At 70.0% G+C, this 14,318-nt stretch carries 11 protein-coding genes; 7 read left to right on the top strand and 4 right to left on the bottom strand.

Annotated elements, in window-relative coordinates:
- Nucleotides 1-97: 97 nt before the first annotated feature.
- Nucleotides 98-928, bottom strand: coding sequence for an SAM-dependent methyltransferase (locus ACFC06_RS03080; RefSeq protein WP_375927293.1), 831 nt, complete (start codon nt 926-928; stop codon nt 98-100).
- A 165-nt stretch (nt 929-1,093) separates the two neighbouring features.
- On the opposite strand from ACFC06_RS03080, the gene ACFC06_RS03075 reads away from it, so the two are divergent.
- Genes ACFC06_RS03075 through ACFC06_RS03065 form a run of 3 tightly spaced genes read left to right on the top strand, consistent with a single transcriptional unit; the run spans nt 1,094 to nt 5,308 of the window.
- Entirely contained in the window at nt 1,094-2,512 is a 1,419-nt protein-coding gene (locus ACFC06_RS03075; protein ID WP_375927291.1) for an MFS transporter, read from the top strand.
- A gap of 58 nt (nt 2,513-2,570) precedes the next feature.
- Nucleotides 2,571-4,118, top strand: coding sequence for a serine/threonine-protein kinase (locus ACFC06_RS03070; RefSeq protein WP_375927289.1), 1,548 nt, complete (start codon nt 2,571-2,573; stop codon nt 4,116-4,118).
- Nucleotides 4,094-5,308, top strand: coding sequence for a hypothetical protein (locus ACFC06_RS03065; protein ID WP_375927287.1), 1,215 nt, complete (start codon nt 4,094-4,096; stop codon nt 5,306-5,308). Before ACFC06_RS03070 ends, ACFC06_RS03065 begins: the two co-directional genes overlap by 25 nt.
- A 1-nt stretch (nt 5,309) precedes the next feature.
- Here the strand turns inward: ACFC06_RS03065 and ACFC06_RS03060 are convergent, their stop codons facing one another.
- On the bottom strand, nt 5,310-5,801 hold the full coding sequence (locus ACFC06_RS03060) for a glutathione peroxidase (RefSeq protein ID WP_375927285.1): 492 nt from the start codon (nt 5,799-5,801) through the stop codon (nt 5,310-5,312).
- Nucleotides 5,802-5,932: 131 nt separating this feature from the next.
- On the opposite strand from ACFC06_RS03060, the gene ACFC06_RS03055 reads away from it, so the two are divergent.
- Both ACFC06_RS03055 and ACFC06_RS03050 read left to right on the top strand, forming a co-directional pair.
- Complete coding sequence (locus ACFC06_RS03055; protein WP_375927283.1) at nt 5,933-7,423, top strand: FAD-dependent oxidoreductase; 1,491 nt, start codon at nt 5,933-5,935, stop codon at nt 7,421-7,423.
- A gap of 124 nt (nt 7,424-7,547) precedes the next feature.
- The gene (locus tag ACFC06_RS03050) at nt 7,548-9,137 is read left to right on the top strand and encodes a GMC family oxidoreductase (RefSeq protein WP_375927281.1); all 1,590 of its coding nucleotides are present in this window, start codon (nt 7,548-7,550) and stop codon (nt 9,135-9,137) included.
- Nucleotides 9,138-9,187: 50 nt separating this feature from the next.
- Here ACFC06_RS03050 and ACFC06_RS03045 read toward each other — a convergent pair whose 3' ends face one another.
- Nucleotides 9,188-9,667 (bottom strand): hypothetical protein, encoded by a 480-nt coding sequence (locus tag ACFC06_RS03045; protein WP_278262193.1) that lies wholly within the window; start codon nt 9,665-9,667, stop codon nt 9,188-9,190.
- Nucleotides 9,668-9,927: 260 nt separating this feature from the next.
- On the opposite strand from ACFC06_RS03045, the gene ACFC06_RS03040 reads away from it, so the two are divergent.
- Nucleotides 9,928-11,100 carry a PucR family transcriptional regulator gene (locus ACFC06_RS03040; protein ID WP_375927279.1) on the top strand — a complete coding sequence of 391 codons (1,173 nt, stop codon included), beginning with the start codon at nt 9,928-9,930 and terminating at the stop codon, nt 11,098-11,100.
- A 56-nt stretch (nt 11,101-11,156) separates the two neighbouring features.
- Here ACFC06_RS03040 and ACFC06_RS03035 read toward each other — a convergent pair whose 3' ends face one another.
- Entirely contained in the window at nt 11,157-12,335 is a 1,179-nt protein-coding gene (locus ACFC06_RS03035; RefSeq protein ID WP_375927277.1) for an esterase/lipase family protein, read from the bottom strand.
- A 299-nt stretch (nt 12,336-12,634) separates the two neighbouring features.
- Here ACFC06_RS03035 and ACFC06_RS03030 point away from each other — a divergent pair, with 299 nt between their 5' ends.
- Nucleotides 12,635-14,185 carry an acyl-CoA carboxylase subunit beta gene (locus ACFC06_RS03030; protein ID WP_375927275.1) on the top strand — a complete coding sequence of 517 codons (1,551 nt, stop codon included), beginning with the start codon at nt 12,635-12,637 and terminating at the stop codon, nt 14,183-14,185.
- The last annotated feature ends 133 nt before the right edge of the window (nt 14,186-14,318 follow it).

The raw sequence follows: 14,318 nt of genomic DNA, 5'->3' as shown, positions 1-14,318 counted from the left end.
CAGCCCGCTGTCAAAGGTACCAATTATGTTGGGCTACACCGCATTCCGAGATCGCGGATCGGGTGCGATGTCCGTCACGCTGTGGCCGTCGAGCGGGTCAGGGTTTGCGGCCGATGCCGCCGAGGATGCAGTGGCGGACGTCGGAGAGGGGGGTGAGGTGGGGGCCGTCGGGCCACCAGTCGTCGCAGCGGACGAGGCCGGGGGCGACCATCTCGAGGGTGCCGAACATGGCCTGGATCTCGGCGCGGGTGCGGAAGCGGCCGCTGCCCATGGGGCTGTGGATGAACTTCTCTTCCATGCGCTGGGCGAGTTCGGTGTATTCGGGGGTTTCCGGGTCGTGGAAGTGGGCGATGGCGACGAAGGAGCCCGAGGGCAGTGCGTCGATGTAGGTCTGCATGATGGCAGCGGCGTCGTCGCCGAGGTAGTGGTGCAGGGTGCCGATGTGGAAGACGGCCAGGGGGCGCTGGAAGTCGAGTTCGTTGCGGACCGTCGGGTTGGTGAGCACCTCGAGCGGGCGGAAGATGTCGGCTTCGGCGATGCGGGTGCGGGTGTTGCTGGCCAGCAGGGCCTGGGCGTGCACGAGCACCGACGGGTCGTTGTCGACGTAGACGACGCGGGATTGCGGGTTCACCCGCTGGACCACCTGGTGGGTGTTCTCGGCGGTGGGCAGGCCGGAGCCCAGGTCGAGGTACTGGTCGATGCCTGCCCGGGCCAGGAAGCGGCAGGCGCGGATCAGGAAATCGCGGTTGGCCCAGGCCAGGTCGTTGACCTGCGGGGCGACGGTGCGGACCTGCGCGAGTACTTCGCGGTCGACCTCGTAGTTGTCCTTGCCGTTGAGCGCGGCATCGTAGACCCGCGCGATACTCGCGCGCGTGGTGTCCACCCCGACCGGAACAGCGCTGGGGTAGGCAGCGGAAGAATGCGACATCATGTGCCTCCAGGCATCGGTGGTGACTGTAGGAGATTTCAGCCTAGTGCATCGTTCCCTTTGCTACAGAAGCAATTCCGGTACCTGCAGCCTCAGCCGGGTGGTGTGCACACCGGGACAACCGGACTCCTGGCCGGTGCGCGGGGCGCTGCGCACGATCGGGGAATGAGTCGGACAGTCGCGCCCACAGCGCATCCCCCGACGGCCGGACGGCGTTCGATCGCCGTGCTCGTCGTCCTCCTGGTCGGGCAGTTCATGGCGGTGCTCGACGCCTCGATCGTCAATGTCGCGGTCCCCGCCATCCGCGTGGATCTGCGCACGCACGGCGCCGGACTGCAGCTGATCGTGGCCGGGTATGTGATCGCGTACGCGGTGCTGCTGGTGGGCGGCGCGCGGCTGGGTGAGCGGTATACGCAGCGGCGGATGCTTCTCGTCGGCCTCGCGGTGTTCACGGTGGCGTCGCTGGCGTGCGGGCTGGCGTGGAACGAGTTGTCGCTCATCGTGTTCCGGTTCGCGCAGGGGGTCGGGGCGGCGGCGATGGTGCCGCAGGTGATGACGATGATCCAGCGGACGTTCACCGGGCAGGCCAGGGCGCGGGCGCTCGGCCTCTACGCGATGATCGTCTCCAGTGGCGTGGTGGTGGGACAGGTGCTCGGCGGAGTGATCGTGGACGCGGATGTGGCGGGGAGCGGCTGGCGCGGGGTGTTCCTGGTGAATGTGCCACTCGGGCTCGTGCTGTGGGCGGTGGCGGTGCGAGTGCTGCCGGTGACCGTGGGACGGGTCGACCGCCGGATCGATGTGGCCGGGCTGGTGACGCTCACCCTCACCGTGCTGTTGCTGGTGGTGCCGCTGATGGTGGGCTACGAGCTGGGGTTCCCGCGGTGGACGGTGCTGTGTCTGGCCGCGGGCGTGGTCGCCGCGGTGGTGTTCGGCGCGGTCGAGCGTTCTGTTGCCCGGCGGGGGCGCGACCCGCTGTTCGCGCCGGCGGCCGTGCGCGCGGCGGGACTGCTGCCCGCCGCGGTGACACTGCTGCTGATCATGGCGATCTTCAGCGGGTGGCTGTTCGCGTGCGCGCTGTATCTGCAGGGCGATCTCGGGTTCGGTGCGGTGCGGGCCGGGATGCAGTTCCTGCCGATGGGGCTGGCGTTCGCGGTGGCCGGACTGTGCTGGCAGCGGGTTCCGGCGCGCTGGCACGCGCGGATGATTCCGGGCGCGCTGGTGCTCGACGCCGCCGCGCTCGCCTGGCTCGCGGTCCTGCTGGGCGGAGGTGCGGGCACCGGGCCCGCGGTGTGGCTCGCCTTCGGGCTGTTCGGGGCCGGGAACGGGCTGGCTTTCAGTCCGCTCATGACGCGGGCGCTGGCGGCGGTGCCGGTCACGCTGGCCGCGGACGCGAGCGGCATCCTGGTCACCGCTGTCCAGCTGGGGATCGTGGCCGGGATCGCGAGTCTGGGTTCGGTGTTCCTCGCGACGGCGGAGGCGGTGACGGCTGCGGAGGCGGTGTGGCTGGTGCATGTGGCCGGTGCCGGGATGTCGCTCGTCGCGGCCGCGACAGCCGCGTCGGCGGTGCGCGGAAACGGGCGGTGAGCTGCGCGATGACAGCGTGACGACCGCGTCGGCATCGGCCCTGGGCTACCGTGACTGCATGCACGAGCTCCCGGCCGGTGCCGTTTTCGCCGGTTTTCGCATCGAGCGGGTGCTCGGTTCCGGCGGCATGGGCAGTGTGTACGCGGCCCGGCACCCGCGGCTGCCGCGTCTGGTCGCGCTGAAACTGCTGCACTCCTCCTTCGCCGCCGATCCGCTGTTCCGGGGACGGTTCGAGCGCGAGGCCGAGCTGGCGGGGCGGCTGGACCATCCGAATATCGTCGCGATCCACGACCGGGGCAGCGCGGACGGTCAGCTGTGGATCGCCATGCAATACGTGGCGGGCACGGACGCCGATACCGCGGTGCGGGCGGGACCGTTGCCGGTCGAGCGGGCGCTGCACATCGCGCGGTGCACCGCCGACGCGCTCGATCACGCGCACGCGGCCGGGCTGCTGCACCGGGATGTGAAACCGGCCAATATCCTGCTGCGCGAGCAGTCCCCGGGTGTCAGCGCGCAGCAGGTGCTGCTGACCGACTTCGGGATCGCGAAGGCCGTCGACGAAGGCACCGCCCTCACGCAGACCGGATCCCTGGTCGCGACGCTGCGCTATGCCGCGCCCGAACAGCTCGACGGACGACCGCTGGGGCCATGCTCGGATCAGTACTCGCTGGCCTGCACGCTGTTCCATCTGCTGACCGGGCAGCCGCCGTACACCGCGACCAGCGCGGGCGCGCTCATCGGCGCGCACCTCATGCACCCGGTCCCCCGCATCACCGCCTCGCGCCCCGACCTGCCCCCGGCGATGGACGCGGTGTTCGCACGGGCGCTGGCCAAGGACCCGGCGCACCGGTTCGCGAGCTGCGCGGAGCTGGTCGCTGTCGCGTCGACCGCGCTCAGCACGGGTGTCGGGCCCACGGTGCCGGTGACCTACCCGAGCGGAACCGGCAGCACCGCGACGCAATTCGGCGGTCCAGGATCTGCGCCCGGACATCTGGACGCCGGGCCGATCCGCGACCGCAACTCGCCCGGAGCCGGGAGCTCCCGTCGCCGCCGGATCGGCTGGGCCGCGGCGGCGGCCGGACTGGCCGCCGTCCTGGCCGTGGCGACGACGATCGCGCTCACCCGTGACAACCCGGGGACCGGCACACTCCCGCCGACCACCACCCCGGCCACGACGACCACCGTCGACCCGTGGGCCGCGGCCCGGCCGACCATCGCCCTGTTCCCCGACCTGCTGCCCGCGGGCCCGGACAGCGAGGGCTATCGCGGACTCCGGTGCAGTTTCGCCACCAAGAACCCGGATGCCGTGTGGGACACCGGGTTCAACTGCACCGACCGGGAGAAACTCGAGTTGCAGGTGCTCGCCCACCCCGACATCGAGACGGTCACGAAATTCGTCGCCACACTGCCCGCCGGGACGACCCGGCAGCTGCGTTCGCGCTACGGCAAGCCGCTCTCCGTGCGCAGTTTCAACAGCTCGACGGGGCCGTGGCTGCTGGTGCAGTTCGACACCGCACCGCATTCCACCGTGCTGCTCCAGGTGTACTGGAAGGGCCACACCCATCAGGAGATGATCGACGAATGGCTCACCAGCGCACCCCTGTGATCACCGCCCTCGGCGCGGTCGCGGTCCTGCTCGCCGGATGTTCGGCGGTGACGGGCACCGCGACGCCGGGCGAGATCGATGTCCGCACGCTCGATGTGGGCCGGTACACGACCACCCCCGCCGATATCGACAGCGGCCGCAAGCCGACCGACGGCGCGATCCTCGAGGGGCTGCGGATGGGCGGGGCGATCGTGTTCCCCCACGATGTCGACGCCGAGCTCACCCACAACTGGGGCACCGATGTGCTCGACACCCCGCGCCGCACCGCCGACGCCTCGGCCATCTCGAATGTGAATCTGCCCGTGCTGGAACGGCATCGGATGATCACCGGCTTCGACATCGCCGAGGGCAACCGCGCCTTCGACGCGAAGACCCCGGCCATCGAGACCGACGCGCGCGTCACCCGGGTGGTGCTGCTGCGTTTTCCGGGCGCCGCCGCGGCCGAGGCCGCCGCCCGAGATCTGGAGGCCACCGACTTCGCGGTGAGCCCGGACAATCAGCCGGTGCCCATCCCCGGTTATGCCGCCGCGCACGCGCATTGGCGGCCCGGGGTGAAGACGATCGGCGCGACCTTCGCCCACGGTGAGATCGTGGTGAGCCTGTTCCTGCAGCACCCGAGCCCGGACATCGACGCCATGGCGCGCCGGGTCGCGGCGATTCTCGACGCCCAGGTGCCGCTGCTCGAGCAGTTCACGCCGACCGCGCCGGACCGGATCGGCGAACTCCCCCGCGATCCGGACGGGCTGCTGCGCCGCACCCTGATCCCGGGCCCGGCCAATCAGCAGATCGCCATCTCCTCGCGCGAGTTCGCCGCCTGGCCGGGGCGGGCGGGCCTGCACTACCGGCCCAGCGAGCCCGCCGAACTGGCGGCCGCGTGGGATCGCGGCGGGGTGGACAGCGTGGCCAATTCGTATACGACCACGCTGTTCCGGTTCCGTGACGACGCCGCCGCCACGGACTTCGGCGACACCTGGCAGCGCACGCTCAGCTCGGCGGCGCACCCGGTCAGCGCGCCCGAGCAGGTCCCCGGGGCGCACTGCGCGGAACGCCGCAGCGCTCCCGGCACCGCGGCGCTGACCCGCTGCTACGTGAGTTACCGCCGCTACGGCGCGTTCGTCAGCGGGCCCGAACCGGCCGGGGTGCGCCAGCAGGCCGCGGCACAGTACGCACTGCTGGCGAACTCGGCCTGACTCAGAGCTGGGCTTCGATAGCCTGCACGACCTCGGCGGCGTCCGGGGTGACGGTGGGGCGGAACCGGCCCGCGACCGTGCCGTCACGGCCGATGAGGAACTTCTCGAAGTTCCACTGCACGTCACCGGCGGAGCCGTCGGCGGCGGGGGTCTCGACCAGCTCGGTGTAGAGCGGGTGGCGGTCGTCGCCGTTGACGTCGACCTTGGCCAGCAGCGGGAAGTCCACGCCGTAGGTGACCGAGCAGAACTCCTGGATCTCCTCGGCGGAGCCGGGCTCCTGGCCCATGAACTGGTTGCACGGCACGCCGACGACGGTGAAGCCGCGCTCACCGTAGGTCTTCTGCAGCTCGACCAGGCCGGTGTACTGCGGGGTCAGGCCGCACTTGGAGGCCACGTTGACCAGCAGCACCGCCCGGTCACCCGCCACCGCGCCCAGGGTGGTGTCCTCGCCGGAGAGGGTCTGCACGGCGATGTCTCGAATATTCGCGCTCACCGGCGCCACCGTACCGGAGCCGACGCGCCCGGGCCCAGGTCCCGACCGGACAGATTTCTGAAACACGTTCTTGTTTTGTCGGCGGCTACGCGGCACCATTTCGGTACACACCCGAACACCGGAGGCCGCTCGTGACCGAAAACCCACCCCGGATCGACACCGTCCGCCCGCTGCGCGCGAACACCGTGACGCACTGGGATTTCGAGGCCGACGTCGTGGTCGCCGGCTACGGGATCGCCGGTGTGTGCGCGGCGATCGAGGCCGCGCGGGCGGGAGCGCGGGTGCTGATCCTGGAACGCACCGGCGGCTGGGGTGGCGCGGCGGCGCTGGCGGGCGGATTCGTCTACCTGGGCGGCGGGACTCCCCTGCAGAAGGCGCTGGGTTTCGAGGACACCCCCGAGAACATGGCGGCCTTCCTCACCGCGGCACTGGGCCCGTGCGCCGATACCGACAAGATCGAGGACTACTGCGCGGGCAGCGTCGAGCACTACAACTGGCTGGTCGACTGCGGGGTGCCGTTCAAGGAGTCGTTCTGGGGTGAACCGGGCTGGGAGCCGCCGCACGACGAGGGGCTGATGTATTCCGGTGGCGAGAACGCGGCACCGTTCCTCGACATCGCGACACCGGCGCCCCGCGGGCACGTCCCCGAACTGGCGGGCAAGAAGATCGGTGAGCGCAGCGGCGGCTACATGCTGATGAAGCCCCTCGCGGACACCGTGGCCGACCTCGGCATCCCGGTCGAGTACGACACCCGCATCCGCAGGCTGATCGTCGATGACGACGATCGCGTGGTCGGCGTGCTGGCCACCCACTTCGGCAAGCCTGTCGCGGTGCGCGCGCAGCGCGGCGTGGTGCTGGCCACCGGCAGCTTCGCCTACGACACCGAGATGATCGACCGCTACACCCCGAAGCTGAGCGGGCGGCCCGGCGCGGCCATCGAGGAGCACGACGGCATCGGCATCCGGCTGGCCCAGGCACTGGGTGCCGAACTGGCACACATGGACGCCAGCGAGGTCGCCATCTTCGGCGATCCGCAGATGATGGCGCGCGGCATCATGGTCAACGGGCGCGGGCAGCGCTATATCGCCGAGGACACCTACCCCGGCCGCATCGGCCAGGCGACACTGCTGCAGCAGGAGAACCAGGCGTTTCTCGTCATCGACGAACAGTCGCTGGAAGAGGCGCTCGCCACCGAGAGCGCCACACCGTTCTTCCGGTTCCCGCCCAAGTGGGTCGCCGAGACGGTGGCCGAGCTCGAGGCCGAGATGGGCCTGCCCGAGCAGGCGTTGCAGACCACCGTGGCCACCTACAACCGGCACGCCGAGCAGGGCAGCGACCCGCTGCTGGGCAAGAAACCCGAATGGGTGCGGCCGATCTCGGGCTCGCTGGCCGGTTTCGATCTGCGCGGGTTCACCGCCGGATTCACCCTCGGCGGGCTGCGCACCGACCTGGATTCGCGGGTGCTGCACGTCAGCGGGGAGCCGATCGCGGGGCTCTACGCGGCGGGACGATGCACGTCGGGGCTGTGCGCGGGCGGGTACGTCAGCGGGGCGTCGCTGGGCGACGGCAGCTTCTACGGCAGGCGCGCGGGCCGGGCGGCCGCGGCGACGGCCACCGACTGAGACACGGACCACCCGCCGGGCGCCGACTGTCAGTACGCTGCTTCCAGCGCCGCCCGGCGACGAGTCCGGCTGTGGCGCATCCGAGTTGACTACGACAGATGCAGTGCAGGATCGGAGTTGGACAGTGCAAGCAGGTGGGACGTCCGCGGATTACGTGATCGTCGGCTCCGGATCAGCGGGCGCGGTGCTCGCGAACAGGCTCAGCGCCGACTCGGGCACCACGGTAGTGCTGTTGGAGGCCGGACCGGCCGACGACGACAAGTTCGCCCACATTCCGGCGGCGTTCTCGAAACTGTTCCGCACCGAGCGTGACTGGGACTACCTGACCGAACCGCAGGCGGGCCTGGGCGACCGGCAGATCTACTGGCCGCGCGGCAAGACCTTCGGTGGGTCGTCGTCGATGAACGCGATGATGTGGGTGCGCGGGTTCCGGGCCGACTACGACGAGTGGGGGCTGCTCGCCGGCGAGCAGTGGAACTGGGGCGCCGCGGTCGAGCAGTTCCGCAAGATCGAGCGGGTGCAGGACGCGCAGTTCCCCGACGAGGGAACCAAGGGCCCGCTGCACGTGCAGCGTCAGCGCAGCCCGCGCGCCTCCACCCACGCCTTCCTCGAGGCCGCGCGCCAGGCCGGTCACGAGCTCGAGTCGCCGAACCGGCCCGCGCCCGAGGGCTTCACCCAGACCATGGTGACCCAGCGCGACGGCAGGCGCTGGAGTACCGCCGACGCCTACCTGCACCCGGCGATGAAGCGCGCGAACCTCACCGTGCACGCCGAGGCGCTGGCCACCAAGGTGCTCTTCGAGGGCACCAGGGCCACCGGCGTGCAGTACCTGCAGGGCGGGCAGACCCACACCGTCACCGCCACGCGCGAGGTCATCCTGTGCGGTGGCGCGGTGAACAGCCCGCAGCTGCTGCAGCTCTCGGGCATCGGCGACCGCGACGAGCTCGCCGAACACGGCATCGAGTCGGTGGCGCACTCCCCCGAGGTCGGCGCGAACCTGCAGGATCACCTGATCGCCGCGCTGGGCTACGGCGTGGAATCCGATTCGCTGTTCGCGGCGGAGAAGCCCCTCGAGCTGATCAACTACCTGGTCCGCCACCGCGGCATGCTGACCTCCAATGTCGGCGAGGCCTACGGTTTCGTGCGCAGCGAGCCCGAGCTCGAGCACCCCGACCTGGAGCTGATCTACGCGCCCGCGCCGTTCTATCACGAGGGCCTGGTCGAGGCGACCGAGCACGGCGTGGTGCTGGGCGCGATCCTGCTGCGCCCGCGCAGCCGCGGCAAGATCGGGCTGGCCTCGGCCGACCCGACCGCCAAGCCGGTGATCGATCCGCGCTATCTGTCCGATCCCGACGGCGCCGACCGGGCCGCGCTGGAGGCCGGGCTGCGGGTGTGCGCCGGATTCGTCGGCCAGCCCGCGCTCAAGAGCGCGCTGGGGCCGCTGATCTACCCGCCGCAGGCGCCCGAGGACCTCGAGGGCGCCATCGCGCTGACCATCGAGAAGTTCTCACACACGCTCTACCACCCGGTCGGCACCTGCCGGATGGGCACCGACGAGGCCAGCGTCGTCACGCCGGACCTGAAGGTGCGCGGGGTGGAGGGTCTGCGCGTGGCCGACGCCTCGGTGATGCCGCTGATCATCCGCGGCCACACCAACGCGCCCGCCATCTTCATCGGTGAGCAGGCGGCGTCGTTCATCCTGGCCGACGCCTGACCCCGTGCGGTGAGGGCGCGTCGCGGCGCGCCCTCACCGCACCGCACCGATCAGAGCGCGGGTACCCGCGCGAATCCCAGCGGCGGCGTCGGCAGCGGGCCCGAGCGCAGGTCGTGCCGGAAATCGGGCAGCAGCGGCAGCATCTCGACATTGCGGGCGGCGTAGCAGCGCACCATCGGCAGCGCGCGGGCCACCTCGGCGCGTTCCACCGGCTCGGCGTCGAGGAACGCCAGCCCGTCCAGGCCGAGGCCCAGGGTGTCGGCGATGCGCACGATCGAGGCCGATTTGCGGCCCCAGCCGATCTCGACCGCCGAGAACATCTCGTAGAGGCCGTGCCGGTAGAGCGTGTGCAGCGTGCGCGCGCGGTCGCCGCGGGCCGCGACGGCATGCAGCACGCCGCGCTCGCTCAGCTTCCGCAGCGTGCGCACCGCGGGTGGGCGCGGCGCGGCGCTGGTCCCGTCGTGGACCACACCGTCCCAGAGGGTTTCGTCCAGTTCCCAGACCAGACAACGGACGGCAGGTCGCATCATGGGTGCCCCTATCGGTTCGTTCCGGCGCGGTGAACTCTACAACCCCCGATAGCGATCGACCAGACTTGTGAAGGGTCACCAAGGCTGCCCCGGCGCCTGTGCCGCCGACCTATAAGCAAGCAATCCTTTCCACTCCGCGCACCGGTTGGCTAGGGTGAAGTCGCTGGACGGCGGGGGGTACAGCCCGGAAACAGGCGAAGGGAACACAGATGTCCGTAGACAACCCACCCCGGCAATCACTGACGATCTCCGGGCGGCCGATGTCTTCGCCACTCAAGGACGTCCGAGCGCTGTCGCGGCAGATGGTGGGTCACTTCGTCGAGAACGTGGCGCCGTGCGGCACGCTGCCCGGTGACGCCATCTCCGGTGACGTCACCACCATCACCCGCATCTGCCTGGAATTCGCCGTCAGCATGCTCGACGGCCGCGACATCCCCAACACGCTGCAACGGCTGCAGGACGCGGCCAGCGCGTGGGCCAGGGAGGGCGTCCCGATCGACACGATCCACCACTCGATCGCCGAGGGCTTCAAGATCGGCCTGGATCTGGTGGTGTCGAGCGCGTCGGTGAAGGACTACGACAACCTCGTCGACGGCGTCAAGGTGGTGATGGAACTGCTCGACACCATCACCGCGCAGGTCTCGCTGGCCTACGTGCGCGAGTTGCGCGGCGTCGTCAGCGAGCACCACACCGCGGTACACACGCTGACCTCGGCGCTGCTCGGCGGCCACAGCACCTCCACCATGGCCCGCGAGTGCGGGATCGCCATCGCCGACACCTACGCGGTGCTGGCGCTGTCCATCCCCCCGCACCGCGAGGAGGCCAACCCCGCGCTCGACGCCAAGGTGGTGGCCCGGCGCAAACTGCGCCGCGTGCAGGCCGAACTGGCCAAACGCTGCGGCGAGACGGCGTTGTCGCTGCTCAGCGTGGACGGCGGCACGGTGCTCATCCCGGCCGACGCCTTCGATCGCGACGGGCTCGCCGCCCTGGTCGCCCAGCTCTCGCACGCCGCGCAGGTGGGAATCACCGCCGCGATGGTCGAGTCGAGCAGCACCGGCGTTCCCGACGCCGCCGATCAGGCCCACGAGCTGCTCGACATGGTGCAGCGGCTCGAGGTGACCTCGGGGCTGTACCGCTTCGACGAGCTCGCGCTGGAATACCAGCTGACCCGCCCCGGCCCCGGCCGGGAATTCCTGGGTTCGCTGCTCGACCCGCTGGACCAGTACCCCGAACTGCTCGAGACGCTGCAGCGCCACATCGCCAACAATCTCAACCGCCAGCGCACCGCGCGTGTGCTGCACGTGCACACCAACACCGTCGACTACCGGCTCAAGCGGATCGGCCAGCTCACCGGCTTCGACCCCACCCAGCCCTCGGGCCTGTGGTACCTGCGTTCCGCGCTCGTCGCGCGCAGCTACCGCAGCGCCGCCTGACCCCACACACGCCGAAGGCGCTGCCCGCCGATCACGGGCAGCGCCTTCGCGGTGTGTCACAGCGATCCACCACCTCCGATCAGCCAGGGATTGAAGGTGCAGGCGAGCTCGTGGTTGCCCGCCGGGTCCAGCGCGCGCAGCGCGATCGACAGCGCGCGCGGGGAGTACATCATCGTGAGATGGTCGGAGACGTCCTGCTCGCAACCGTCCTGGAGGGTGATGTTGTCGACCGTGGCACCCGGACCGGCCTTCAGGAAGGTCAGGTCGTAGGGGTTGGTCACCTCGTCGTAGCGGGTGCCGACCACCGTGTAGTCGACCCCGGCGACGGTGTCACCGCCCGCGTTGAGCTGGTTGACGAAGTCCGAGCCGATGGTCTGCTGGATGCCCGCGTGCCCGACGAAGATCTCGACCAGGCCGAGCACGTCGATGCCGAGATTGTTGATGGCGCGGCCCAGCGCGCCGATGCCGTCGAGGCTGGTGCCGTGCTGGGTGGCACCGAAGGTGATCAGGTTCTTCACCTTGGCCGCGCCGCCGTCGAACTTGGTGTACCAGTTGGCCATCGCGCCGCCCTGGGAGTGCGCGACGATGTCGACCTCGTCGGAGCCGGTGGCCGCGAGCACGCGGTCGACGAAGGTGGCCAGCTGGTCGGCGGAGTCCTGGATGTAGCCGGTGCCCATCACGCCGGGCAGCACCGAACCCAGGCCGCCACCCTCGACCAGGCTGGAACGGCCGTAGTTGAAGGTGAACGTACACAGGCCCGCGTCCTTGATCGGCTGACCCATGAAGGCGTAGCCGTTGTAGGCGTTCATCCAGGTGCCGTGCAGCAGCACCACCGGGCGCGGCTTGTCGGCGGTGGGCTTGCAGTGCCAGTCGTTGGCGCCGGGCGGGGCGGCGTCGCCGTTGCCCAGTCCGTAGGCGAAGGCGCCGAGGAACGAGGTCTGCGCCGGGCCCACACCGACGGTGTCGGTGGACTTGCCGCCCGAAGACCCCGAGCTGGAACCGGATCCGCCGTAGCAGTTGCCCGATCCGTTGCCCGAGCCCGCGCCGCTGCCGGAGGTGCACGCCGAGCCGGTGCCCGCGATCGGGCTGCCCGCCATCACCTCGGCGAGATCGTGTTCGGTGGGCGCGGGCGCCGGGGCCGCGCTCGCGCCCGCCCCGGACAGGGCGACGGCGAGTGCGCTGACGCCGGTGAACACCGCTGTCCGCACCGCGCGTCGGCGACTGGGAGATTTCATCGTCTGGTGTATCTTCCTGTGCGATTCGATAATTCGAGCGAATGGCTTGTCGAAACCGGACCGAACATAAGTCGCGGAATTCGGACCGATCCGGACCTCGCCTTTGTTCTGGGCAGGTCACCACACCTCACGAACAACCCCCATGACCGCACACAGGATTTTTTGCGCTCCCCGGACCGCCGCCGCACCCGGATCTTTGCCGGAAAACTAGTGGAATGGTCACACTTCACAGTCTGTGCGGGCTACGCTCGTGACCGTCGCCAACGACGGCGAAGAATGTTCGAAGGGCTGCACCACCGATGAGCGTCACGCGCGAAAAACTGGAAGAACTCCGGGGCCTGCTGGAACTGGCCGAAGAACCGGCCGGCGAGGTCGGTATCGCGAAACGCAAAACGAAAGACATTCCCAGCGCCAGACAGCGGGTGCGCGCGCTCCTCGACCCCGGCACGTTCGTCGAGATCGGGAAACTGGTCCGGCAGCCCGGCCGCACCGAGGCCATGTACGGCGACGGGGTTGTCACCGGCCGCGGCGAGATCGACGGCAGGCCGGTGGTGGTGATCGCGCACGACCAGACCGTGTTCGGCGGGTCGGTCGGGGAGATGTTCGGCCGCAAGGTCGCCGCGGCACTGGATTTCGCGCTGGCGAACCTGTGCCCGGTGGTCGCGATCAACGATTCCGGCGGCGCCCGCATCCAGGACGCGGTCACCTCGCTGGCCTGGTACGCGATGATGAGCCGCCGTCAAGAGCAGCTCTCGGGACTGGTCCCGCAGGTCTCGATCATGCTGGGCAAGTGCGCGGCCGGGTCGGTGTACGCGCCGGTGAACACCGATGTGCTCATCGCGACCGAGCAGTCCTACATGTTCGTCACCGGGCCGGAGGTGATCAGGGAGGTCACCGGCGAATCGGTGACCATGGAGGAACTCGGCGGCGCGCGGGTGCAGGCCGACAACGGCACCATCCACCATGTCGCGGCCGACGAGGCGGCCGCCTTCGCCTGGGCGCGGGCGTATCTGAGCTATCTGCCGAGCAGCTGCAACGAGCCGCCGCCGATCGTCAACCCGGGACTCGAACCCGGGATCACCGACAGCGACCGCGAGCTGAACACGATCATCCCCGACGCCGACCGCACCGGCTACGACATGTACGACATCCTGCTCCGCCTGTTCGACGACGGCGATTTCCACGAGATCGCCGCCGCCACCGCCGCCAATCTGATCACCGGATTCGCGCGCGTCGACGGCAGGCCGGTCGGTGTGGTCGCCAATCAGCCGATGGTGCTCGGCGGCGCGCTCGACGCCCGATGCTCGGATAAGGCAACGCATTTCATCCGGATCTGCGACGCCTTCCGGATCCCGCTGGTGTTCGTCGTCGACACCCCCGGCGTGCTGCCGGGTGTCGACGAGGAACGCAACGGGGTGATCAAGCGCGGCGGCCGGTTCTTCCGCGCGGTCATCGAGGCGACCGTCCCGATGGTGACCGTGGTGGTGCGCAAGGCCTACGGCGGCGGCTACGCGGTGATGGGCTGCAAACAGCTCGGCGCCGACCTGAGCCTGGCCTGGCCGACGGCGCGCATCGCGGTGATGGGCGCCGAGAGCGCGGTCGGCATCGTCGGCAAACGGCAACTCGAGCAGGTCCCGGCCGCGGACCGCGCGGGCGCCCGCCAATTCATGATCGACCAGTACAACGCCACCGTCGCCACCCCGTGGATCGCCGCCGAACGGGGCTACATCGACGCCGTCATCGAACCCGCCACCACCCGCCTCGAGATCCGCCACGCCCTCCGCCTCCTCCACGAAAAAGAGGCAGTGTCCCGCCCGAACCCCCGCAAACACGGCCTGTTCCCGGTCTGAGGGCCCTCCCGTCCGAGAAGGATCGAAATCGGGCGGCCAGAATATGCCTCCAGGACGAATTCAATAATCCACCGAGAGAGCGACTGGATAGAAAGGCCTACAGGAATCGCCGTACAGCACGCTCCCCCTCGGC

It is taken from the genome of Nocardia sp. NPDC056064, from assembly GCF_042266925.1.
In the GTDB taxonomy this organism is placed as follows: domain Bacteria; phylum Actinomycetota; class Actinomycetes; order Mycobacteriales; family Mycobacteriaceae; genus Nocardia.
This window is presented reverse-complemented; position numbering and strand designations above follow the sequence as displayed.